Genomic DNA, 24,080 nt, shown 5'->3' on the forward strand with positions numbered 1-24,080 from the left:
AAATGGCAGATAATAAAATTGCACCAACAAAAAAAGTAGCCTTAACTAAAGGCGATCGTATCTCAGTTTGGTGGCGTTCAACCTTCCTTCAAGGTTCATGGAACTACGAACGTATGCAAAATGGTGGCTGGACTTATACTTTAATTCCAGCATTGAAACGGCTCTATACAACTAAAGAAGACCGTGCTGCTGCATTGAAACGGCACATGGAATTCTTCAATACCCATCCATATCTAGCTTCACCAATTATTGGTGTAACGATGGCACTTGAAGAAGAACGTGCTAATGGCGCTCCTATCGATGACGTTGCTATTCAAGGGGTCAAAGTTGGTATGATGGGTCCTTTGGCTGGTGTCGGCGATCCAGTATTCTGGTTCACAGTTAAGCCGATCTTAGGTGCCTTAGCTGCATCTTTGGCAATCAGTGGGAACATCATGGGCCCAATCTTGTATTTCGTTATATGGAATGTAATTCGTATGGCCTTCATGTGGTATACACAAGAATTTGGTTATAAAGCGGGTTCTTCAATTTCTGAAGATCTATCTGGTGGTTTGTTACAAAAGGTTACTAAAGGTGCAACTATCTTAGGTATGTTCATCTTAGGTTCCCTGATCAATCGTTGGGTTGTTGTTAAGTTCACCCCAGTTGTTTCGACGATTGAACAAGCTAAAGGTGCCTTCATTGATTGGGCTAAATTACCAAAAGGCTCTGCTGGTATCAAAGAAGCTTTGACGCAACAAGCTTCTGGTATGTCTTTAGATAAATTCAAAGTTACAACTTTGCAAGACAACTTGGATCAATTAATTCCAGGGTTAGCTGGATTATTGTTAACTTTCTTATGCATGTGGTTACTGAAGAAGAAAGTTTCTCCAATCATCGTTATCCTTGGCTTGTTCGTTGTCGGTGTTGTATTGCATCTCTTACACGTTATGTAATCAACTGCATTTTCTTAGCCTGGGTCTCCACGCCCGGGCTTTTTTTGTTAAACTATAGGTGGCTAGTATTTTTAGAATATGAAAAAGAAATGGAGTTATGCTGATGGCAGTGCAATCAATTAACACCAAAGTCGATTTAGTCGTCGATGCAACATCTTTTATGGGAACGGCCAAGTACGGCAAAATTATGATCGGTGACAAAGGATTTGAATTTTTTAATGATCGTAACAAGCGTGATTTTATCCAGATACCATGGGCAGAACTAGATTACGTGTTGGCATCGGTGATGTTTAAGGGACGCTGGATTCCGCGGTTTGCGATGCGCACGAAGCATAATGGCACTTATACCTTTTCAGCTAAAAAAACAAAGGCTTTACTCCGCGGAATCCGCGAGTACGTTGATCCAAGCCATATGGTGCGTTCTTTGAGCTTTTTCGATGTTATCAAACGCAGTATTGGTCGTTTGTTTAATTGGATCGGTCGACGAGGAAAGAAACTATAGTCTACTAAAATGACGTTACGCTCGTTAATTGAGTGTAACGTCATTTTAGTGTAATGAAGGTGTTTTGGACCTAGGTAATCTAGACTTGCAAGGCTTCATCAGTGTTCAAGCGCGATATCAAGCGCGCTTAACTTTTTAAATGTTTACTTTCAACCGTCTGGTCAGTTGCCTAGATGCTATAATTATTAGTAATAAGTTTAGAAAAAAGTGAGGTAGAGTAATGGTCGAATCAATTAATACGCAACTTGACTTAACGGTCACTGCAACGTTGTTTTTAGGCACGCAACAATATGGTAAAATTCAACTTGGTGAGCAAGGCTTTGAGTTCATTAACAAACAGGCACACCGTAATTCTGTTCAGTTACCGTGGACCGAAATTGAACAGGTCATCACTGAAGTTTCCGGTAAAAAGGTGAAGCGCTACACGATTCAAAGTACACGTAATGTGCGTTACGTTTTTGCGTCAAAGGATGCTAAGGCAGTTTTGCGCTTAATACGCGATCATATTGGGGCAGAAAAGTTAACGCGGGCGCCTAATTTAAAAAGTGCGATCAAACGGATCTTCACTAAATAGTTAGTTATTGTGGGAGAAGGAATTAAATGGCACTTAAAGTAACGACCTTAGAAATCGTGATCCGCTTGTTATTGGCGGTGGTAATCGCTGGTGTGATCGGTTACGATCGTGAGTATAAAAATCGGCCAGCGGGCATCCGAACACATATTTTAGTTTGTGTTGGTGCCTGTGTCATTGCGCTGATCCAACAAAAAATCGGTTTTCAAGCAATCGACTTTGCCCGCTCATTTCCACAGTATGCTGGCGTGGTACGCGCTGATGAAGCGCGCTTGATTGCTCAGGTAGTCAGTGGGATCGGCTTTCTTGGTGCGGGGACGATCATCGTCACTCATCATTCAATTCTGGGATTGACCACTGCTGCTAGCTTGTGGGCGACAGCAGGTCTTGGCTTAGCTGTTGGGATGGGCTATTATGAAATTGCGATTATCAGCGCGATCGTCGTCATTAGCGTGCTGATGTTTTTACAGAAAATCATCCATGTGGATACGTTGAAAAAAATTGAAGTTAAGTATCGCGATAAGTTGGTGACTAAAGATTATTTGCGGCGGTATTTTACTGAGCAACATATTAAGATCAACGATGTTACTTTCAATACTGAACAATCTGCGCAAGGCGTGGTCTACACTAATATTTATAAAATCAAAGTTCCGCGGCAGTTGGCATATACCCAAATTGTTGAGGATATTTCGTTGCAGCCAGATATTGTGAAAGTACGGCTGATCAGTATTTAAATGCTTTGCGTCAGTTAATAATGAAAAAAATATTAGTGTTTTCTGAAATTTAAGCCAGCATTTCTTTTGAATTTTAGTTGATAAGTTTACTAGTTGCTTTACAGTTTAATATTTCACTCTAGCCTGGATAGCGATATCTAGGCTTTTTTGTGCATAAATATTTTTAGTAAAGTTTTATTGAAATTTAACTAAAAATAGATTATAATTTAGAAATCGTTTGCATATACAACAGATGCACCAAACTTTTGTTAGTAAATAACTTTAACTGTGGAATAGGAGAGAATGTTTAATGACAAAAAAAGATGAAAAAATCGTCATCGATCCGAAAGAGTTCGCCCAGATGGTACTTGCGGGGAGTCCCAGAAAAGACGAAGAAGATGATCTAGTTTATATTAAGCGTCAATTACGGCTTAATTTGGAAGCGCTTATGTTAGCGCAAGACTTTAATGATTTAGAGAAAACACAATTTGACGTTGCCAAGCAAGCGCAACGTGATGAGATTTTACAAAAAATCATTGAACGACGTTATTAATTTAAAATAATACGTAAAGGGGACTTAGAAAATGAAACATGCAAAACAGTATACTTCATACGCTTTAGGTGCGTTTGGCCATGATGCATTCTATCAGACCTTAAGTACTTACTTGATGCTATTTATTACGAGTCAACTATTTGATACTAGCGATGCGGCGTTTAATGCGCGCATGATCGGTTATGTAACGTTATTGATGACTGGGATCCGGTTAGTTGAGATCATGTTTGATCCACTGATCGGTGGCGCCGTTGATAATACAGAAACACGCTGGGGTAAATTTAAACCGTGGTTGATTCTTGGTGCTGCGATCAGTTCAATTATGTTAGTCATTGTCTTTACTGATTTTGGTGGCTTAACCACGAAAAATCCTGTGCTATATTTAGTTTTATTCGGACTTTCATTTGTTATTTTAGATATTTTTTATTCATTCAAGGATATTTCGTTTTGGTCAATGCTACCGGCTTTAAGTGTTGATTCCAAGGTGCGTGCTAAGTTCGGCACAATTGGTCGGCTTGGTTCTACCTTAGGGGCCCAAGGTGTGCCGATCATTATCTTTCCAGTGATCGTCTTTTTCTCACAACACTTTTCTGGTACTCATGGCGATACTAAGACTCACGCAGGCTGGATCGGATTTGCCGTAGTGATCGCGTTAATTTCTTTCTTAGGCGCATTGGCAACGGCGTTTGGTACTAAAGAAAAAAAGAGCTTGATTCGTGATAATGTCGAAAAAGTACGTTTCCGTGATGTTTTCAAAGTGTTAGGTAGAAATGATCAACTCATGTGGTTGTCACTTTCTTATTTCTTGTTTGCTTTAAGTTACGTGGTCACTAATTCGCTACTAGCTTATTACTTCCAGTACGTTCTAGGTCGGGCTGATGCTTATTGGTTAGTTGGCGTGATCACAGCTATTTTAGGGATTGTTTCCGTTTCGTTGTTCCCTACGTTAGCCGCACTGATCAAACGGCGCGCAATTTATGTTGGTGGTATTGTGCTGATGTTAATTGGATACGCTATCTTTTTACTTGCTGGGCACAGCGTCGTTGCAGTTTTGATCGCGGTTGGTATTTTCTTTTTTCCGTACCCAATGATTTTCTTGGCGGCTTTAATGACGATCACTGATAGCGTTGAATATGGTCAGTTAAAAAATGGTACGCGTAATGAATCCGTTACTTTGTCGGTACGACCATTGTTAGATAAGGTTGCTGGTGCTATCGCCAACAGTGTAGTCGGTTTAGCAGCGGTGCATTCAGGTATGATCGGTAACGCCAAGCCGAGCAGCATTAGTGCGGGACAGTTACTGAATTTCAGAAGTTATATGTTTTTTGCGCCGATCGTATTGATCATCATTGCCGCGCTAGTCTACCTATTCAAAGTTGAATTGTCAGAAGCTAAACATAAGACGATCGTGACTGAATTAGAAACCAAGCTAAAAGCAACGCAGAATAAGTAATAGTGAATAAATTTATTTGTTTTTCAGGTATACAAGTCTTGTACTTGTAACCGTTTTATTTTATACTAGCCACATAGATATAGTGAAGTTTAGTAAAACTAGGAGGTTCTACCATGAACGCAACAGACTTACGCAGTGAATTCAAAGCTTACTTTAAAACTGAACCAGAACGTGTCTTCTTTTCTCCTGGCCGAATCAATTTGATCGGTGAACATACCGATTATAACGGCGGGCACGTGTTTCCTTGTGCAATTAGTTTTGGTACTTATGGTGTTTATGCCGAGCGGCAAGACACAACGGTGCGGATGTATTCAGCCAATGTACCTGATCAGGGAACGGTCACGTTTGATATTCATGATTTAGCTTATGACAAAGCAGCTGGTTGGACCAATTATCCAAAAGGGATGCTTTATGAACTGAACCAGGCTGGCTTTAAGTTGACGCATGGTTTTGATTTATATGTTCATGGTAATTTACCTGATGGCGCTGGGCTTTCTTCATCAGCTTCAATTGAATTATTAATGGGCACAATTGCCCGTGCAGTTTATGATTTAGATATTTCTCAATTGGCCTTAGTCGATACTGGTAAAAAAGTTGAAAACGATTATATCGGTGTTAATTCAGGAATTATGGACCAATTTGCTATCGGTATGGGTAAAAAGAACCAAGCTATTTTACTAGATACGAATACGATGAAATACCAATACAGTCCAGTAGAGTTAGGCGACCGTGTGATCGTGATCATGAATACGAATAAACGCCGCGAATTACAGGATTCTAAATACAACGAGCGCCGCAGTGAATGTGAGGCGGCTTTAGCCCAGCTGCAAGAACAACTACCAATTAAGTCATTAGGTGATTTGGATAAGGATGGTTTTGATCGCGCAGCTTACTTGATCAATGATGATACTTTACTACGACGCGCACGCCACGCAGTTTTTGAAAATCAGCGTGCTTTGCAGGCAACGACGGCATTAAGTGAAAATGATCTGACCACCTTTGGTCATTTAGTTAACGCATCGCACGTTTCTTTGCACTTTGATTATGAAGTTACGGGTAAAGAATTAGATACATTGGTGGAAACAGCTTGGCAGCAACCCGGTGTGCTGGGTGCACGGATGACTGGCGCCGGTTTTGGTGGGTGCGCCATTGCCATCGTAGCCAAGGATCAAGTTGCAGCGTTCCAAACTAACGTAGGTGCCACTTATCAAGAAGTTATCGGCTACGCGCCCACTTTCTACGTGGCTGAAATTGCCGACGGACCTAGCGAAGTAGCGTAAGGTGATCTAGAAGGCGTAAAATCCGCTTTTCCGATCGTGCTTTTACTGGTATGTTTCAATCAATTTATTACTCTTGGAGGTTCATAAAATGACAGTTTTAGTTCTTGGTGGTGCTGGCTATATCGGCTCACATACCGTTGACCGTTTGGTGGAAAAAGGCTTTGATGTAGCAGTCGTCGATAATTTAGTGACTGGTCACAAAGCCGCAATTAATTCCAAAGCACGCTTTTATTACGGGGATGTGCGCGATACTAGTTTCTTAGAACAAGTTTTTACTACTGAAAAAATTGACAGTGTCGTACATTTTGCGGCCTTTTCTGTGGTGCCTGAATCAATGCGTGTACCGTTAAAATATTTCGACAATAACACGGCCGGCATGATCAACTTGCTGGAAGTTATGGAACGGCATAATGTTAAGCAGATCGTCTTCTCATCGACGGCGGCGACTTATGGCGAGCCCAAGCAGATTCCAATCAAGGAAACTGATCCGCAGGTGCCAACTAACCCTTATGGTGAAAGTAAATTAGCCATGGAAAAAATCATGCATTGGGCTGATCTGGCTTCTGGTATCAAGTTTGTAGCCTTGCGCTACTTCAACGTTGCCGGCGCTAAAGCTGACGGCAGCATCGGCGAAGATCATCATCCGGAAACGCATTTAGTACCGATCATTTTGCAAGTGGCTGCTGGTGAGCGCGCTGAGTTGAAGATTTTTGGTGCTGATTATCCGACCAAAGATGGTACCAATGTTCGCGATTATGTGCATGTCGTTGATTTAGCTGATGCGCACATTTTGGCGTTAGCCTACTTGGCTAAAGGCAACGACAGTGACGCCTTTAATCTAGGCTCAGCCACTGGCTTTTCTAACCAAGAGATTCTCGAAGCGGCGCGCAAAGTCACTGGGCAACCAATCCCGGCAACAATGGCACCACGGCGGCCTGGTGATCCGGCAACCTTGATTGCTGCTAGCGACAAAGCACGGCAAACGTTAGGCTGGCAACCGCAGTATGACAACATTGAAGATATCATCCGTACCGCGTGGAATTGGAAACAGGGTCATCCGCAAGGTTATGGGGAAGGGGCAAAATAGTATGGCGGATTTAGCGGCTCAATTTGTGAGTCAAATTTTAAAATTAAATCGCGACTATCAGCCGCTTGATCGGTTTTATTTGACCAATCGTATTTATGCTTTGGTCGGTGAGCAATTGGCAGATGACGCTACGCCTGATTTGTTAGATTTGACGGCAGCACTAGTTGAGGCGGCAGTAGTCAACGAAAAAATTGGTGACACGCCAACTGAACGTGAAATCTTAGATGCTGCTTTAATGGATCTATTGACGCCACGACCATCCACGGTCAACGGCGATTTTTGGAATCAGTATCAAGTTAGTCCCCAAGCGGCCACTGATTATTTTTATCAGTTGAGTCGGCAGAATGATTACATTAAAACCCGGGCGATTGCCAAGAATATTGAATTTCCTGTGACCACTGATTATGGTGATCTGGAAATGACGATCAACTTGTCTAAGCCAGAAAAGGATCCCAAAGCGATTGCAGCCGCACAGCAACAAGCGCAAACTGATTATCCTAAATGCCAATTATGCATGGAAAACGAAGGCTATCGCGGTCGTTTAGGCTATCCGGCGCGCAGTAATCACCGCATTATTCGGTTCACGTTAGGTGGCGAAACTTGGGGCTTCCAGTACTCGCCTTATGCTTACTTCAGTGAGCACGCCATTTTCTTGAATCAGGAACACCGACCAATGGTGATCAATCAGCACACTTTCACTAATTTGCTAGAGATCGTCCGTATGTTGCCGTACTATTTTGTTGGTAGCAACGCCGATCTGCCTATTGTTGGCGGTTCGATGCTGACCCATGATCATTATCAAGGTGGGCGCCACGTTTTCCCAATGATGAAAGCACCACTGATACATGAATTCAGGGTTGCAGGCGTCCAAGCTGGGATCGTTAAATGGCCAATGGCAACGATTCGCTTGATCAGTGATACGCCGGAAAAATTAGTCAATGCCGCTACTGCGATTCACAATAATTGGCGCGATTATTCCGATGAAAGTGTTGACGTGCGTGCTTATACTGAGCAGACACGCCACCACACAGTAACCCCGATCGCGTATCGCAATGGGCAGCAGTATGTACTTGATATCGTGTTGCGCGACAATCAAACGTCGGCGCAATATCCCGATGGCATTTTCCATCCACATCCTGATGTGCAGCACATTAAAAAAGAAAACATTGGCTTGATCGAAGTTATGGGCCGTGCAATTTTACCAGCGCGCTTAAAAACGGAAATGCAAGTGGTCGCTGGTTACTTAATTGGCCAGCCAGTTAAAATTGCCGATTATCATAAAACATGGGTGGCTGAGTTGCAGCAACGCTACGAATTCACTGCAGAAAATGCACAAACGATTTTGAATCGCGAAATTGGCTTGGTTTTCGCCCGCGTGCTAGAAGATGCTGGCGTATTTAAGCAAACAACTGATGGGCAAGCTGCGTTTAAGCGTTTTGTTGGCCAATTGAATTAGGTGGTATAATTAAGCGTGTTAAAAAGTACCATTTAGCATGTTTCAATAAACTTAATTAATAGAAGCAGATTCGCAAAAGTAATCAGGGGGAATTTTTCATGGCAACCACATTAAAAGATATCGCGCAGGCGGCTGGCGTTTCGTTAACGACGGTCTCGCGTGTACTAAATTATGATCAGTCGTTGTCCGTGGGCGCGGCTACCCGTAAGCGAATCTTTGCGGTTGCGGAAGAATTAAATTATGCTAAAATTCGCCGACCTAAGACTGAACCTAAAACAAGACTACGCAAAATTGCCATCGTGCAGTGGTATTCCGAAGCGCGTGAGCAAGATGATCTCTACTACATGGCGGTGCGCTTGGGGATTGAACAACGCAGCCAGTACTACGAATTAGAAGTTACACGGATTTTTCAAAATAACATCAATCAATTAACGGGCGATATCGATGGCGTGATCGCCGTGGGTAAATTTAGTACTGATCAAGTTCGTGAATTGCAAACGTTGACTGATAATCTAGTGTTTGTTGATGATGATCAGTTTAGCGCTGGCTTTGATAGTGTGCTGACCGATTTTGATCAGTCAGTGCAACAGGTGATCGATTTCTTCTGGCAACAGGACTTACACGATATTGGCCTCATTTACGGGACTGAAACGACGACTGATGGCCGACGTAAAATTAGTGATCCACGACAGCAGGCCTTCGTCGCGGCGATGATGGCGCATCAAACTTATCGTCCAGAATTCAGTTTTGCCAGTGATTTTACCAATCAAGGCGGTTATCAAGCAATGAAGCAAGCAATCAATACGTTAGGCGATACGTTGCCGCACGCTTTTTTCATCGCCAATGATCCAATGGCGACTGGCGCATTGAAAGCTTTACAAGAAGCACAAATCAACGTACCAGAACGGGTCAGTATTTTCAGTTTCAATGACACCGCGTTGGCAAAATACGTGTATCCTGAGTTGAGCTCAGTACGCGTGGCGACGCGCTTAATGGGCATCACCGCAGTTGATCTTTTACGTGAACGTGCCAGCAAGCCGCGGGTGCCACAGCGTGTGGAGTTAGGCACTGAGCTTATTTTTCGAGCCAGTACCAAATAATTATTTCAGCAAAAATGTGCTCAAAATTAGGGCACTTTTTTATACTTTTAGAAAGTAGGTGATTTGATGACTGTAACCGTTGAAGCATTCGGTAGCCATCAAGGCGAAACTGTACAGCGTTTTGTTGCCACTAATCAAAAAGGAACCCGCATGGCCGTTCTTAGCTTGGGCGCAACCTGGCAGGAATTTTCTGTTGTTGAGGATAAGCGGCGCCAACAATTGATTTATCGTTACACTGAATTAGCGGCGTATGTTGCGACTAATTCACAATTAGGTAAGGTGATTGGGCGTGTGGCTGGACGGATCAAGGATGGGCAAGTTGAATTAAATGGCCAACCATATCAATTAGAAACGACGGAAAAAGGGAATGCGATCCATGGTGGCACTAATGGTTTCAGTACGCTGAATTTTGTTGGTGCGCCTTTTACTACCGCCACCAGCAGTGGGGTTGTTTTCACTCGACAGATTCCCAGCGCGCTTGATCAATATCCCGGTGATCTTACCTTGGCGATCAAATATACGTTGACCGATGCGGACGAGGTCACCATTGAAATTACCGCTAAGAGTACTGCTGATACGCTATTTAACCCAACCAATCATGTTTATTGGAATCTGACTGATGGGCAACAAAGCAGTATTGATCAACAATGGCTACAAATCAATGGAGTTAAGCGCGCTGAACTACGCGCTGATAAAACGCCGACTGGTAAGTTGTTGGATATTGCGGGTAGCGCTTATGATTTCACGACGGCTAAACCGCTGGGACAAGCGCTACAACAGTTAGCACAAGAAAATGCTGGCACCGAATTTGACGATGCCTATCAAGTTCAACCTAGCGCCACTACACCGATCGCAATGGTTGGTGACGTTGCTGGCAAGCGGCATGTTGAGATTTTCTCTGAGCGTAATGGTTTAGTGATCTACACCGCTAATTTAGCGGATTCAGCGCGCAATGCTGCGCATGATTATGACGCGTTAGCTACCGAGGCGCAGGTGTTGCCGGATTCAGCGCATCACGCACAGTTTGGTAGCATTGTCTTACCTGCTGGAGTGACCGCCAGTACACAGATTCGTTATCGCTATTGTGCCGGAAAATAAGTTAAATATTGCATAAGGTGGAAGCAGCTGTACTGCTAACATGTGAAAATATTGAGAAGCCATGCCGTAATTATTACGACATGGCTTTTTTATATTGAAGTTAAATCGCTTGTTTCGGTGTCACATTGACGTACAATGGGTGTGTCAAGAAGGAGTATGAAGCTGATGGAAGAAAAAGCACGAATTTCATTTCTGACTGATTTACAGCTTAAAGAAGATGCCACTAGAGTCTTGGCCGGTATGCAGCTAGATCAAGTTGTTAAATAAAATAAGCTGCTTTTTACTATGACCAATGAAACCGAAGCAGATCAGGAACTAAAAATAAAACTAAAATGATCAGCTCTAACGAGTTCAGTTGGCTGATTTTTTTGTGAAATATTTAGTTTGCATAAGCTTTACAAACCGCATTCATGTGCCGTAAGATGAAAAGAAATATCAAAAATATGAACTCAGAGGTGATAATATGGCAACAATTCGTGACGTCGCTCGTTTGGCTGGAGTTTCACCATCCACAGCATCGCGCGCACTACGAGGCAATCCAGTGATCAGTGGCAAAACTCGGAAAAAAGTGGAAACAGCTCGGCGACAATTAAACTACGTACCAAATTTTTCAGCACAAAACTTGGCCAATAACGAAAACAACACAATTGGCGTTATCTTACCAGTCGATCACCATGAAATCTTCAATAACCCATTTTTTCTGCAGGCGCTACAAGGCATCAATGCTAAAAGTACTGAACGAAATTTTATGGTAGCGATTGCAACTGGAATATCCGAGCAACAATTGCTAGATAACGTAGAATTTATGCTGGCGCATGGACGCATCAATCGGTTTATTTTACTATATTCGCAGATTAACGATCCAGTTGTCACTTTGCTACAAGAAAATCAAGCTGGCTATGTTGTCATTGGTAAGCCAGCAATGTCTACAGGTGCGTTACCGCCGTATATTGATACTGATAATATCGCTGCTGGGACTGACGCCACTAATTTCTTATTGGCGCGTGGTCATCGCCACATTGCTTTTTTGTACACCGATTTATCTAAGATCGTGCAAAAGGAACGCTTGGCCGGGTATCAACAAATAATGGCACAGCAACAATTAGATTCACTGAGTTTACAGGAAGATTTTATTGACTACACCCGCAGCAATCAACATGTGACCCAATTTTTGCAACAACATCCGGCCGTTACGGCATTTGTGACCAGTGATGATCTATTGGGTCTACGTTTGCAGCAAATCGTACACAAAAGTATGTCGATCATTTCGTTTAATAATTCGTTCACCTCACAAGTAGCCCATCCGGCGTTGACTTCAATCGATGTTTTTCCAGTCAAGTTAGGCGAAGGCGCGGCAGAACTGGCTTTGCAGCTGGATCAGACACTCAAAGCGCCACAGCCAATCATCGTGCCGCACCAGATTATTGTGCGTCATTCTGTTGTTAATTTAACAGCACCAAAAAATATTAAATAAAAATTAAGTTTATTACTTGATTTTGCAAGCGGTTGCATTTATGATGGGAGTATAGAAATTATTTAATATTCAATTTTTAACCACACTTATTTGGATAGCAAAATTAGATTCTGTTATTCAAACTAGGCAGATCAATTTATGTAGGGAGTGATTATTAGCAGGGCGTATTTTTTTGATAATAAAAGCAACCGGTTGCATAATAAGGAGCAGTGCGCAATCAGTCAATTAATTTGGGAGGTATTTCTAATGCACAGTAAAATGTGGAAACGAATCGGTGTGGCAACTATGGCGGCAGGGTTAGCCTTAACGTTAGGTGCTTGTGGCAATAGTAGCAGTAGTTCAGCAAACAAAGACGTTAAAATTTCTATTCTGCAAGGTAAGGTCGAGGCCAATAAAGAATTTAAAGAAATTGCGGCTCAATATCACAAGGCACATCCAAACGTCACGATTTCCGTAACGTCAATTGGTGGCGGTACTGAATACAATCCAGTATTGAAGACGCGGATTTCTTCTGGTAACGCACCTACGATTTTTAGTTTAGCTGGACCAGCCGATGTGGAAACGTTTAAAGCCCACGAAGCTGATTTATCCGGTATGAAGGCAGTTAAACAGGCATTACCAGGTACCTTAGATACAGTGAAGACTAACGGCAAAACAGTCGGCTTGCCATTTAACTTAGAGGGTTATGGTTTTGTTTATAACAAGCAAGTCTTTGCCAAAGCCGGCATTGATCCTAAATCATTAACTACTTATGAAAAATTGGACGCAGCAGTGCAGAAAATCAACGGTATGAAGGACGAACTCGGTTTGGATGGGGTATTCGCCTTACCGGGTAAGGAAACTTGGACGTTATCTGATCATTTAGCTAACTTATACATTGGTCAAGATTTCGACTTTAGCGCTAAGAAGCTCTACAACTCCAAGACAATGCCATTTAAGGCCAACGCTGAAATGAAACAAATGATCGATCTGCAAAGTAAATATTCAGCACAACCAGTTTTACAGATGGATTATTCGACCCAAGTTAACAAATTGTTCTCTCAAGGGAAAGTTGCTATGATCCAACAAGGTAGCTGGATCGCACCAACAGTCAAACAAATCGATAGCGACTTCTTGCAAAACGATGTCGGCATGATTCCAATTCCAGTTAAAGGCTACGAAGGCAAGATGCCGGTTGGCGTACCTAACTACTGGGCGGTCAACAACAAATCAACCGCCGCTGAACAAAAAGCTGCTAAAGACTTCTTAAACTGGTTATACACATCTAAAGCAGGTAAAAAAGCAGTCGTCAATAAGCTACAATTCGTACCTGCTTACAAAGGCTACGGTGACGTCAAAATGGCTGACCCATTGTCACAAGCAACTAACGACTACAAGCAAGACAACAAAACATTCGGTTGGGTCTTCAACGCCTACACCGGCACATCATGGGATCCAGACACGTTCCAACCAAACTTAGCCAAGTACCTATCAGGCAAACAAAGCTGGTCAACCACCGTTAAGAATGCAACCGACGGCTGGAAGGAACAACAAGCAAACAAGTAAGAGTGTTCGAAAAAGGCTCTAAGATTATGGAGTATAGCCTAGCTGGGCGATAAGAGATACGCAGTGGCTCGTTCGACCAGCGTAGCTATACGTAATAATCTGCCTTTTTCGCCACGTTTCCGCTAGCTAGTTGGCAAGACGCAGAAACCAGCTTTTCCAACCACGTTTCCACTAGCTAGTTGCACCAAAACTTCAAAAGAATAGTTAAAGTGTCGGTAAATGACGGAACCTCACTTTTAAGTGAACGGCACACGCCATTGACCGACGCTTTTTTATTCTAATCGTTGACCTGTCGCAAATAGATTAAGGGGGATCGTTTAATATGAAGAATCGTAGTCTCTCATTTTGGCTGTTTTTGACACCGACGCTGGTTGCGTTGGCATTAGTCGTCATTATTCCTGTAATTATGGGTCTATTCTACTCATTTACCAATTGGGATGGTCTGGCGTTCACAGAAATGGTCGGTTTTAAAAATTATGCCGCATTATTTCAAGATACCGACTTTATTAACGCTTTTTGGTTCACTGTTCGGTTCGTAATCACCACGGTTATTTTGTTAAATGTGATCGGCCTGAGTCTGGCATTATTGGTCACACAAAAAATAAAAACCAGTAACTTTTTGCGGACGATCTTCTTCATGCCCAATATGATCGGTGGCCTGATCTTAGGGTTTATCTGGCAATTTATTTTCACACAGGCTTTCACCGCACTAGGTAACGCGCTGAACATCTCGTGGTTGCAGAATTGGCTAACCAATGAAACAACCGGCTTTTGGGGCTTAGTCATCGTTACCGTTTGGCAAATGAGTGGTTACATTATGATCATTTATATTGCTTATTTACAAAATATTCCCCAGGAAGTTATCGAAGCTGCAGAAATCGATGGCGCTTCAGCATGGCAACGTTTCACCAAGATCACGTTCCCAATGATCGCGCCAGCCTTCACTGTCTGCATGTTTTTGACCCTTTCCAACGGCTTCAAAATTTACGATCAGAACTTATCCTTGACCAACGGTGGTCCCTACAAATCCACGCAAATGTTAGCGCTGGATATCGTCAACACCGCCTATAACTCCGGTAATTTTGCGCTGGCCGAAGCTAAGTCAATGATCTTCTTCCTGATTGTCGCCGCAATTTCGTTATTACAAGTGTATTACAACCGGAAACGTGAGGTGAAACTCTAATGCATAAAACAAGCAAATGGCTGCTCGGGATTGTCGGCTTGCTCATTGGGTTAGTCTGGCTGTTCCCATTTTATCTGATCCTAGTCAACTCGTTTAAAACGCCAAAAGGGATCTTCGCCTCAGTACTCAGGTTTCCTGACCCGGCGACCACGGCTAACTATGGCGATTCGTTCCGGGCATTGAATTTCTTAGGCTCCTTAACTAACTCGCTGATCATTACCGTAGCCGGGGTGCTGCTAATTATCTTCGCTTCATCAATGGGCGCGTACGCCTTGCAACGTAATCACAGTAAGCTAAGCGGCGGCATCTTGATGCTGTTCATTTCAGCCATGCTGATTCCGTTTCAATCGGTTATGATCCCGTTAACCGCCATGTTTGGTAAAGTTCATATGTTAAATATGGTCGGCCTGGTGATCATGTATTTAGGCTTCCAATGTAGCTTATCGATTTTCCTTTATCAAGGCACGCTCAACTCGATTCCGATGGCGATGGATGAAGCCGCTGAAATCGAAGGCGCCACCAAATGGCAAACCTTCTTTAAAGTTATTTTCCCAATGCTCAGCCCAATCACAGTGACGGTGGCAATTTTAAATATCATCGCGATCTGGAACGATTACCTGTTGCCATCACTGGTGCTGCCACAAAGTCAGTACACGATTCCGCTGCAGATGTTTAATTTCTTCGGCGAGTACACCAAGCAATGGCATCTGGCCCTAGCTGGCTTAGCGTTATCGATCCTACCAGTTATTTTGTTCTACCTATTCGCCCAACGCTACATTATCAAAGGTGTAACCGACGGCGCAGTAAAATAGAGTGCTTTAAAAAGACGCTAAGATTATGGAACATAATCTGCCTGTTTAAACCCGTTTCAAAAAACAAACCTGATGGGAGGCAATCACAGTGCTTAATTTACAAACAAAATTTGGTAAAAAAGCGATGCAAGTCGGTAATTGGGTGCTGAGTCTGGTGACCATCAACTTTATCTGGTTTTTGCTAAGTGTGCCAGCGTTATTCATGGTGCTACTGCTGCACAGTTTACCGCTGGGCAGTGTCTATCTGGCCACACTATTGATCGTTGTGGTGATGCTACTGTTGCTGGTGCTGCCGGCGACCGCGGCGGTTTTCCAAGCAGCGCACGCCTGGGCCCACGACCAAGGCAGCAGTTACGGCCGCCAAATGTTTGCCGGATATCTAGTCGGCCTAAAGAATTGGCGCCAAAACAGTTTATTAGCTGCTCTGATCGGTGTCTGGCTGCTGGCGGAAAAAGTCGTACAACAGCAAGTATTCTGGCAAACGTTGCTGCTAGTGTTGGGCTTTTTCCTAATGGCGGCGGTGTTATTGGTTGCCGCCAGCGGTATTAGTCAAGTATCTGGCCTGCAACTAGCACTCCAGCAACCGTTTAAATTAATCGTGGTGACGATTTTGACTTTAAGCTTGTTTTTACTCAACACCGCATTACCATTACTGTTTTGCATTGTTTTACTGAGTATGAGTGGCAGTGCCTGGCTAATGATCAGAATAATGAAATTATAAGACAACGCAAACGTGTCAAAAAACTAGCTACGCTGGATTCTGTAAGCCAACCGCTTATTTTGACACTCAATGAGAAAGGGTGGTTTCCATGGTCGAAATTAATCTAGAACACATCTACAAGAAGTATTCTGGTAATGATAAATATTCGGTTAGTGACTTTAATTTACATGCCAAAGACGGCGAATTTATTTTCTTTATTGGTCCATCTGGCTGCGGTAAATCAACGATTCTGCGGATGATCGCCGGTCTGGAAGAAATTACCAAAGGCGAGTTCAAAATGGACGGCAAAGTCATGAATGAAGCGGCGCCGAAAGATCGCGGCATCGCCATGGTTTTCCAAAATTACGCGCTGTATCCGCATATGACGGTTTTTGACAACATGGCATTTGGCCTGAATATTCGTAAAAATGATAAGGCCGACACAAAACGCCGCGTTGAAGAAGCTGCAACAATTTTAGGCTTGAATGATTTCTTACAACGCAAGCCAGCCGCATTATCTGGTGGTCAGCGGCAGCGAGTGGCCCTAGGTCGCGCAATCGTGCGCGAAGCTAATTTGTTCTTGCTCGATGAACCATTATCCAACTTAGACGCTAAATTACGCGTAAACATGCGGACCGAAATCGCCAAATTACATCAACGCTTGGGCACAAATATGATCTACGTGACCCATGATCAAATCGAAGCCATGACCATGGCCGATCGTATCGTAATCATGGATGTGGGTAAAGTGCAGCAGATTGGTACGCCGTTTGAACTATACAATAAGCCGAAAAATAAATTCGTCGCCGGCTTCATTGGCTCACCTGCGATGAACTTTTTCCCTGGTAAATTAGTGGGCAATCAATTTATCAATGACGATGGTGTGGCCGTAGTCGTACCGGAAGGCCAGTTAAAAGTCTTGGCCGACAAAGGTTACGCTGATAAACCGCTAACCATGGGTATTCGGCCGGAAGATATTCACGCAGAACAAGTGGCGCTAGATACCTTCGCCGATGCGATCATTGACGCTAATATCCAAGTCTCTGAATTACTCGGCGCTGACTCAATGCTGTATTCACGGACCGGCAAGGTTGATTTCATCGCCCAAGTTGACGCCCGCGACTACCATAAACCCGGCGATAACATTAAGCTGGCACTGGAAATGAGTAAGGCACATTACTTTGATAACGAAACCGACCTGACGATATTGTAAAGAGCGCTCAAAAAGGCGCTCAGACGCTGAAACCTAGCCTAGCTTAAGCGTAGTTAGGTGCAAGCAGCTGTCTTTTTTAGCGCGTTTCCATTAGAGCGAATGTGCTAGAAAAATATAAGCGCTCTGTAACTATGGGTTTATTTAGGGAATTGGTTTTTACAATGGATCTAGATTAAACGTGGTTGAAAAGGCAGATTATTCCATAATCTAAACGCTTTTTCAACCACTCTAAATTGAGGAGGGTTATTTTGGCAACATCGCAATGGTGGCAGAAGGCTGTTATTTACCAAATTTATCCGAAGAGTTTTAACGATAGTAATGGCGATGGCATCGGTGATCTACCGGGCATCACCGCTAAATTAGATTACCTTAAAGAGTTGGGCATCGATGCAATTTGGATCAGTCCAATCTATACCTCGCCGCAGGTTGATAGTGGTTATGATATCAGTGATTATCGGGTGATCGATCCGCGCTTTGGGACCAATGCAGATCTGTATCATTTAATTGATGAGGCGCATGCTCGTGGCATTAAAGTGATTATGGATCTAGTGGCTAATCACACCTCGGATCAGCACGTGTGGTTCCAGCAAAGTCGCCAGTCGCGTGATAATTATTTTAGCGACTTTTACATTTGGCGCGATCCGCAACCTGATGGCAGTGCGCCAAGTAATTGGGGCTCGTACTTCGGCGGTTCAGCGTGGGAATACGAACCGCTGCGGCAACAATATTATCTCCATTATTTCGCTAAAGAGCAACCGGATCTAAATTGGGAAAATCCACTGGTCCGTACGGCCGTATACGATCTAATGCGTTTCTGGAAAGCACACGGCGTCGATGGCTGGCGCATGGATGTCATTTCCGGAATCTCCAAATTCACTGATTTTCCAGATTACCCAACGCCAAATGGTGAGCAATTTGTTGTCGGTGATTTACATGCCAACGGTCCACGACTCCACGAATTTTTGCAAGAAATGAATCGTGAAGTATTAGCACCATTTGACATGATGAGCGTTGGCGAAGCGCCTGGTAGCACGGCACGTAATGCCCGCCAATTTGTCGATCAAACGCGCCAAGAACTGAATATGGTGTTCACTTTTGATCATATGGATATCGACGCTGACCCGATGGCACCATTTCCGCAGAAGTTTCACTCGCTGGCATTTGACCTGGTTAAATTAAAACAGTCGCTGAGTGAATGGCAGAATAGCTTGTTTAATCATGGCTGGAACACGCTTTATTTTGAAAATCATGATCAACCGCGCGTGATTTCACGCTGGGGCAATGATGGCCAATACCGCTACCAAAGCGCCACGGCTTTTGCCACGGTTTTACATGGATTACAAGGCACGCCCTATGTTTTTGAAGGCGAAGAAATCGGTATGACCAACGCCCGCAACTTTACCTTGGCCGATTATAACGATATTGAAGTCACGAATACCGCCAAAATGCTGGGCACCGCAGTAATGGGTTTGACGGCCACTGAGCTGCTCGCCGCCGCCCAACAAATTAGTCGCGATAACGCCCGCACCCCGATGCAGTGGGATAATTCGGCTAATGCTGGCTTTACCACCGGCCAGCCGTGGCTCAAAATCAACAGCAATTTTCCAACGATCAATGTGACCACAGATCGGCAGCAGACCCAATCCGTCTTCAACTATTATCAACAACTAATTGCGCTGCGCCACGACGCTGAATGGCTAACTGCTGGCGAGTATCAATTATTGTTGTCTAATGACCCACAACTATTTGCCTATACGCGGACTTACGCTGGTCAAGTTTGGTTGATCGTAGCCAATTTGAGCCCAGAAATCGTTGCTACAACAGCACTACAAGCTGTCTTAGGTGAGCAAAAAATTACGCAATTATTGCTACAAAATTATCCAGAACGGCAGCGCTTAGACGCGGCACTACAGCCGTATGAAGCGCTGATTGCTAAGCTTGGGTGAGTATTTGTACAACAGATTTAGCGAAAACGTGCAAAAAAAGGCAGATTATTCCACGTAACTACACTTAGCCAGCGCGCCACTGCGTGTCTCTTATGTCTAAGCTAGGTTACGTTCCATAATCTTAGCGCCTTTTTTGGCACTCTAAAAAGGGAGGTGCAGTTGTATGCAACGTATTTTTGAAGTCGATCCGTGGCATTTGATCAGTCATCAATTAGACGATAAAAGTAAGTTATTGCAGGAAAGTCTGACCAGTATTGGCAACGGTTATATGGGGATGCGCGGGATGTTTGCTGAGGATTATTCCGGCACGACCCACGCTGGGATCTATATTGGCGGCGTTTGGTTTCCTGATCGCACCGTGGTCGGTTGGTGGAAAAATGGGTATCCAGAATACTTTGGCAAGGTGATCAACGCGGTTAATTTTGCAAAAGTTAATTTCTGGCTGAATGACGAAAAGGTTGACTTAGCTAAGAATCAAATCAGCGATTTCACGCTGGATCTAGATATGCAGCATGGCGAGTTGCGGCGCCAATTTACCGTCACTAAAGGCACGGCACGAGTGCAAATTACTATTACGCGCTTTGTCAGTATCGTGCAGAAAGAATTATTCGTCCTGCATTATAATTTTCGCAATTTAGGCCAAGCGCCGGTTAAATTACAAATCGATTCGGCACTGGATGGTAACGTTTATAACCAAGACGCCAACTATCATGAACAATTCTGGCAGGTGAAGTCGCGGCAGCAGAGTATGACCGCGGGCTTATTGGTCGCCAAAACTAAACCCAATCCATTTGCGACACCACGCTATACCACGGCGCTGCACATGACTAACGCGACGACTTTAACACCGCAAGCCACGCCGGAAACAGATCAGCAAGTCGTCAATCGTTTTAATGGCGAATTAGCAGTTGGCGCCACGACTGACTTTGAAAAAAGAGTGATCGTGACCACCTCGCGGGATTACGCTGACCAACAGGCGTTGATAGCTGCGGCCAAAAAAATCAGCCAACAAGTGGCCCAACAGACTTATACCGAGCTAGAAACCGCACAACAACAAGCTTGGACGGTCCGCTGGCAACAAGCCGACATCAAGATTAACGGTGACACCGCCGCCCAGCAGGGGATTCGCTTTAATTTGTTCCAATTATTTTCGACCTATTATGGTGAAGACAACCGCCTGAATATTGGGCCTAAAGGTTTCACTGGCGAAAAATACGGCGGCGCCACGTATTGGGACACCGAAGCGTTCGCATTGCCACTATATTTGGCGGTTGCACCGACCACAGTCAGCGAACATCTGCTGGAATATCGCTACAATCAATTGCCTGGCGCGGTGCATAATGCCCAAGCGCAAGGACTACAGGGCGCACTGTTCCCAATGGTGACGTTTAACGGCATTGAAAGCCATAATGAGTGGGAGATCACCTTTGAAGAAATCCACCGCAACGGCACGATCGCCTATGCAATTTATAACTACACGAACTACACCGGCGACGAAACGTACTTACGTGAAAAAGGCATCGATGTGCTGGTTGGCATTGCCCGCTTCTGGGCGGATCGCGTCCACTTTTCACAACGTAAACAACAGTACATGATCCATGGCGTCACCGGCCCGAACGAGTATGAAAATAACGTGAACAACAACTGGTATACCAATTTATTAGCGCGCTGGACCCTACAATACACACTGGCTAGCTTACCGAAAACGACTACGGCCAAACAGACTAAATTAGCCGTTAGCACAGCCGAAAAGGCGCAGTGGCAAGATATTATCGACCACATGTATTTACCAGAAGATGAAAAATTAGGCATTTTCGAACAACAAGACACTTATTTGGACAAAGACATTCAGCCGGTAACGGCAATTCCAGCGGCTCAACGCCCGATCAATCAGCATTGGTCCTGGGATAAAATCTTGCGCTCGCCCTACATTAAACAGGCCGACGTTTTACAAGGTATCTGGTATTTTATCGATCAATTTTCACCAGCAGTTAAGCAGCGCAACTTCGATTTTTACGAACCGCTGACAGTCCATGAATCAAGTCTGTCGCCATCAGTCCACGCTATCTTAGCCGCTGATCTACATTATGAAGCCAAAGCGGTGGAAATGTATCAACGCACAGCTCGGCTAGATTTGGACAACTACAATAATGATACCAATGATGGCTTGCATATCACCTCGATGACCGGCAGCTGGTTGGCAATTGTACAAGGTTTTGCCGGGATGCGAGTACGTGATGGCCAGCTCCATTTTGCTCCATTTCTCCCGCAAGACTGGCAGAGTTATCAGTTCCAAATTAATTTCCGCGGCCACCTATTAAACATTGAAGTGACCAAAACTGGCACCACCGTTAACTTACAGTCAGGATCAGCACTGACAATTGATTTGGATGGGCAACAACTTGAGTTAAACTCAGGTAAACCATTCGTTGATTGACATTGATGAATAGCTTGTCTGGATCATGTAAATTTAATATGAAGTCATCACCGAGCCAGTTCCGTAAAACGCATCAAATATAAAAAAAGAGCGTTAAGACAAAAAATTGTCCTAACGCTCTTTTTCGTTGGCAAGTATTTTAGGCGTAGCGCTGAATAGTATGACGCACAACGCTGACGTTGAACAGCAGCGACAGTAGCACGCTATAGACTGGGAAGGTGATCAATTCCTGCACCAAGCGCCCAGAAAGTAGCGGCAGCCATGGCGTTTGGTACATCAGATGTAGCCACAAACTATTCAGTCCAAGGTTCAGCACCATGGTCACGATCAGGCTGGCCAGTAATATATTACGGAGTCGCAACGGTTTGTGGTAAAAGGCGTAACCGAAAACTAAGCCGGTCAAAAAGGCGGTCAGCACAAAACCAGGGAAAAAAGTCGCTTTTGGTAGTAGCAGTAAGCTCAATATGTTAGCCAAGGCGCTACTACCAGCGGTGATCAACGGCCGAAACAGTGTGGCCATTATCGCGGTGACAATGAAGCTGAAAGAAATCTTGGTCAGTAAAAGTTGGATTGAAAACATGCTGCCAAGAACGGTTTGCAAGGCGATCAAAATACCGAGTAACGTAATTTGGCGCGCTTTTGAATGTTGTAACATGGCAATTACCTCCGAATGAAATAATAGTCGTCACAACTAGTTTGCCGGCAACACAAAAAAAAGCCGCACGGACCACTGGCTGCAACTGATTGTCGGACAAAAGCCACTGGTTACGTGCGGCGAATGCGGACCTAAAACCGCAAATAAACTAGAGCGTGGTTGAAAAATCTACGGTTGCACTAAATTAGTTATAAAAACCAGCTCAGTAATAATCCGCAATATACGCTTGTTACACCTATCGTTTCAGTGTGGTTAGTTTATTTTTCGTCCACCGTTCACATTCCGTTCCGGTGGCACTTAACGCTTTGGGTCCTACCCCGATAATTTGATTTTATTATAGGTCAAGTAAGCGTAAATTACTAGCGTCACTTCGATCAACTGAGCTAAGTCTTTTAGGTTACTTGTGGAAAAATGGTACATTAGACGTGTAGAAAATAGCGGCTAGCGGAATTAATGGTGCGCTACGATAAATAATTCAGGAGGCTTTTTTATGAAAATTGGTGTGATCGGCGCAACTGGTAAAGCTGGATCATTGATTACCAGCGAAGCGCTACAACGGGGTCATCAAGTTACAGCTATTGTTCGGCATCCAGAGAAGTTAAAGTTGAAATTACCGGTGCTCGCCAAGGATTTATTTGCGTTGCGTACTGCTGATTTAACGGATTTTGATGTAGTGGTCGATGCTTTTCGGGCACCAACTGGTCAAGAAGAACAGCATCAAACTTCGTTGCAGCATTTAGTGGACATCCTACACGGCACTGCAGTTCGTCTGCTAGTCGTTGGTGGCGCTGGGTCCTTATATGTAGACGACGCGCAAACTATGCGCTTGTACGAGACGCCAGCATTCAAAGACGAGTGGAAGCCGACTTCGGTCAACATGGGTGAGGCACTGATCAAGTTACAGCAAGTAACTGATGTACAGTGGACGTACCTTAGTCCAGCCGCCGCCTTTTTAGCTGATGCGCCGCGCACCGGCAGTTATCAAGTCGGTGGTGAGCGTTTGTTAACTAACGCTGCTGGTAAAAGTGAAATCAGTTTTGCCGATTTTGCTATTGCCATGGTTGATGAAATTGAAAAACCACAGCATATTCAGCAGCGATTCACTGTAGCCAGTCGCTAAAAAGAGAGTGTGACGTAAGACGGTTGTCTTATGTCACACGTTTAAGTAATAATGTTCGGCAATAAAAATAAGGCTGCGACATAATAGTACTTATGTCACCTGAAGTGAACCCCCGGTATTGGACCAGAATCCAATACCGGGGGTTTTACTATGACTAAATATACTAAGCAGTTTAAACTGCAGGTGGTTCAAGACTATCTCACTTCTTCGTTAGGGATTGTATTGATTGCTAGAAAGTACCAGATCA

Annotated in this window: 21 protein-coding genes and 1 riboswitch; of the genes, 20 read left to right on the top strand and 1 reads right to left on the bottom strand. The window is 44.0% G+C overall.

The features are described from left to right. Nucleotides 1–2 precede the first annotated feature (2 nt). From EKM76_RS02025 to EKM76_RS02115, 19 genes are all read left to right on the top strand, one after another. Complete coding sequence (locus EKM76_RS02025) at nt 3–935, top strand: PTS system mannose/fructose/sorbose family transporter subunit IID (protein ID WP_125549005.1); 933 nt, start codon at nt 3–5, stop codon at nt 933–935. 103 nt (nt 936–1,038) lie between these two features. Next, entirely contained in the window at nt 1,039–1,437 is a 399-nt protein-coding gene (locus EKM76_RS02030) for a DUF956 family protein (protein WP_125549006.1), read from the top strand. Between the two features lie 220 nt (nt 1,438–1,657). Next, nucleotides 1,658–2,011 carry a DUF956 family protein gene (locus tag EKM76_RS02035; RefSeq protein ID WP_125549007.1) on the top strand — a complete coding sequence of 118 codons (354 nt, stop codon included), beginning with the start codon at nt 1,658–1,660 and terminating at the stop codon, nt 2,009–2,011. Between the two features lie 26 nt (nt 2,012–2,037). Continuing rightward, a complete protein-coding gene (locus tag EKM76_RS02040; protein ID WP_125549008.1) occupies nt 2,038–2,742 on the top strand; it encodes an MgtC/SapB family protein in 705 nt (234 codons plus the stop codon). A 289-nt stretch (nt 2,743–3,031) separates the two neighbouring features. Then, the gene (locus EKM76_RS02045; RefSeq protein ID WP_125549009.1) at nt 3,032–3,274 is read left to right on the top strand and encodes a hypothetical protein; all 243 of its coding nucleotides are present in this window, start codon (nt 3,032–3,034) and stop codon (nt 3,272–3,274) included. A 31-nt stretch (nt 3,275–3,305) separates the two neighbouring features. After that, nucleotides 3,306–4,727 (top strand): glycoside-pentoside-hexuronide (GPH):cation symporter, encoded by a 1,422-nt coding sequence (locus tag EKM76_RS02050; protein ID WP_125549010.1) that lies wholly within the window; start codon nt 3,306–3,308, stop codon nt 4,725–4,727. Between the two features lie 113 nt (nt 4,728–4,840). Then, entirely contained in the window at nt 4,841–6,007 is a 1,167-nt protein-coding gene (locus tag EKM76_RS02055) for a galactokinase (protein ID WP_125549011.1), read from the top strand. 88 nt (nt 6,008–6,095) lie between these two features. After that, nucleotides 6,096–7,094, top strand: coding sequence for a UDP-glucose 4-epimerase GalE (gene galE, locus EKM76_RS02060; RefSeq protein ID WP_125549012.1), 999 nt, complete (start codon nt 6,096–6,098; stop codon nt 7,092–7,094). Between the two features lies 1 nt (nt 7,095). Then, nucleotides 7,096–8,550, top strand: a complete 1,455-nt coding sequence (locus EKM76_RS02065) for a UDP-glucose--hexose-1-phosphate uridylyltransferase (RefSeq protein WP_125549013.1) — start codon at nt 7,096–7,098, stop codon at nt 8,548–8,550. Nucleotides 8,551–8,648: 98 nt separating this feature from the next. Further along, entirely contained in the window at nt 8,649–9,650 is a 1,002-nt protein-coding gene (locus EKM76_RS02070) for a LacI family DNA-binding transcriptional regulator (protein ID WP_125549014.1), read from the top strand. Nucleotides 9,651–9,716: 66 nt separating this feature from the next. After that, nucleotides 9,717–10,748, top strand: a complete 1,032-nt coding sequence (locus EKM76_RS02075) for an aldose epimerase family protein (RefSeq protein WP_125549015.1) — start codon at nt 9,717–9,719, stop codon at nt 10,746–10,748. Nucleotides 10,749–11,211: 463 nt separating this feature from the next. Then, nucleotides 11,212–12,222: a LacI family DNA-binding transcriptional regulator gene (locus EKM76_RS02080; protein ID WP_125549016.1), complete on the top strand. Its 1,011-nt coding sequence runs from the start codon at nt 11,212–11,214 to the stop codon at nt 12,220–12,222. Nucleotides 12,223–12,468: 246 nt separating this feature from the next. Then, nucleotides 12,469–13,767 carry an ABC transporter substrate-binding protein gene (locus tag EKM76_RS02085; protein ID WP_125549017.1) on the top strand — a complete coding sequence of 433 codons (1,299 nt, stop codon included), beginning with the start codon at nt 12,469–12,471 and terminating at the stop codon, nt 13,765–13,767. Nucleotides 13,768–14,089: 322 nt separating this feature from the next. Then, on the top strand, nt 14,090–14,950 hold the full coding sequence (locus EKM76_RS02090; RefSeq protein WP_125549018.1) for a carbohydrate ABC transporter permease: 861 nt from the start codon (nt 14,090–14,092) through the stop codon (nt 14,948–14,950). Beyond that, nucleotides 14,950–15,762, top strand: coding sequence for a carbohydrate ABC transporter permease (locus tag EKM76_RS02095; protein ID WP_125549019.1), 813 nt, complete (start codon nt 14,950–14,952; stop codon nt 15,760–15,762). The genes EKM76_RS02090 and EKM76_RS02095 overlap by 1 nt, the downstream gene beginning before the upstream one ends. Nucleotides 15,763–15,850: 88 nt before the next feature. Continuing rightward, on the top strand, nt 15,851–16,483 hold the full coding sequence (locus EKM76_RS02100) for a hypothetical protein (RefSeq protein WP_125549020.1): 633 nt from the start codon (nt 15,851–15,853) through the stop codon (nt 16,481–16,483). An 88-nt stretch (nt 16,484–16,571) separates the two neighbouring features. Further along, nucleotides 16,572–17,675, top strand: coding sequence for an ABC transporter ATP-binding protein (locus tag EKM76_RS02105; RefSeq protein WP_125549021.1), 1,104 nt, complete (start codon nt 16,572–16,574; stop codon nt 17,673–17,675). A gap of 248 nt (nt 17,676–17,923) precedes the next feature. Then, a complete protein-coding gene (locus tag EKM76_RS02110) occupies nt 17,924–19,621 on the top strand; it encodes a glycoside hydrolase family 13 protein (RefSeq protein ID WP_125549022.1) in 1,698 nt (565 codons plus the stop codon). Nucleotides 19,622–19,784: 163 nt separating this feature from the next. Next, the gene (locus EKM76_RS02115; protein WP_125549023.1) at nt 19,785–22,058 is read left to right on the top strand and encodes a glycoside hydrolase family 65 protein; all 2,274 of its coding nucleotides are present in this window, start codon (nt 19,785–19,787) and stop codon (nt 22,056–22,058) included. Between the two features lie 139 nt (nt 22,059–22,197). On the opposite strand, the gene EKM76_RS02120 is transcribed toward EKM76_RS02115, so the two are convergent. Beyond that, a complete protein-coding gene (locus EKM76_RS02120; RefSeq protein WP_164507558.1) occupies nt 22,198–22,713 on the bottom strand; it encodes a folate family ECF transporter S component in 516 nt (171 codons plus the stop codon). Between the two features lie 115 nt (nt 22,714–22,828). After that, nucleotides 22,829–23,035: riboswitch (THF riboswitch) on the bottom strand. A 168-nt stretch (nt 23,036–23,203) separates the two neighbouring features. Between EKM76_RS02120 and EKM76_RS02125 the strand changes: the two genes are divergently transcribed. Then, the gene (locus EKM76_RS02125) at nt 23,204–23,833 is read left to right on the top strand and encodes an NAD(P)-dependent oxidoreductase (RefSeq protein ID WP_125549024.1); all 630 of its coding nucleotides are present in this window, start codon (nt 23,204–23,206) and stop codon (nt 23,831–23,833) included. Nucleotides 23,834–24,080 lie beyond the last annotated feature (247 nt).

The sequence above is a fragment of the Loigolactobacillus zhaoyuanensis genome (assembly GCF_003946385.1).
Classification (GTDB): Bacteria; Bacillota; Bacilli; order Lactobacillales; family Lactobacillaceae; genus Loigolactobacillus; species Loigolactobacillus zhaoyuanensis.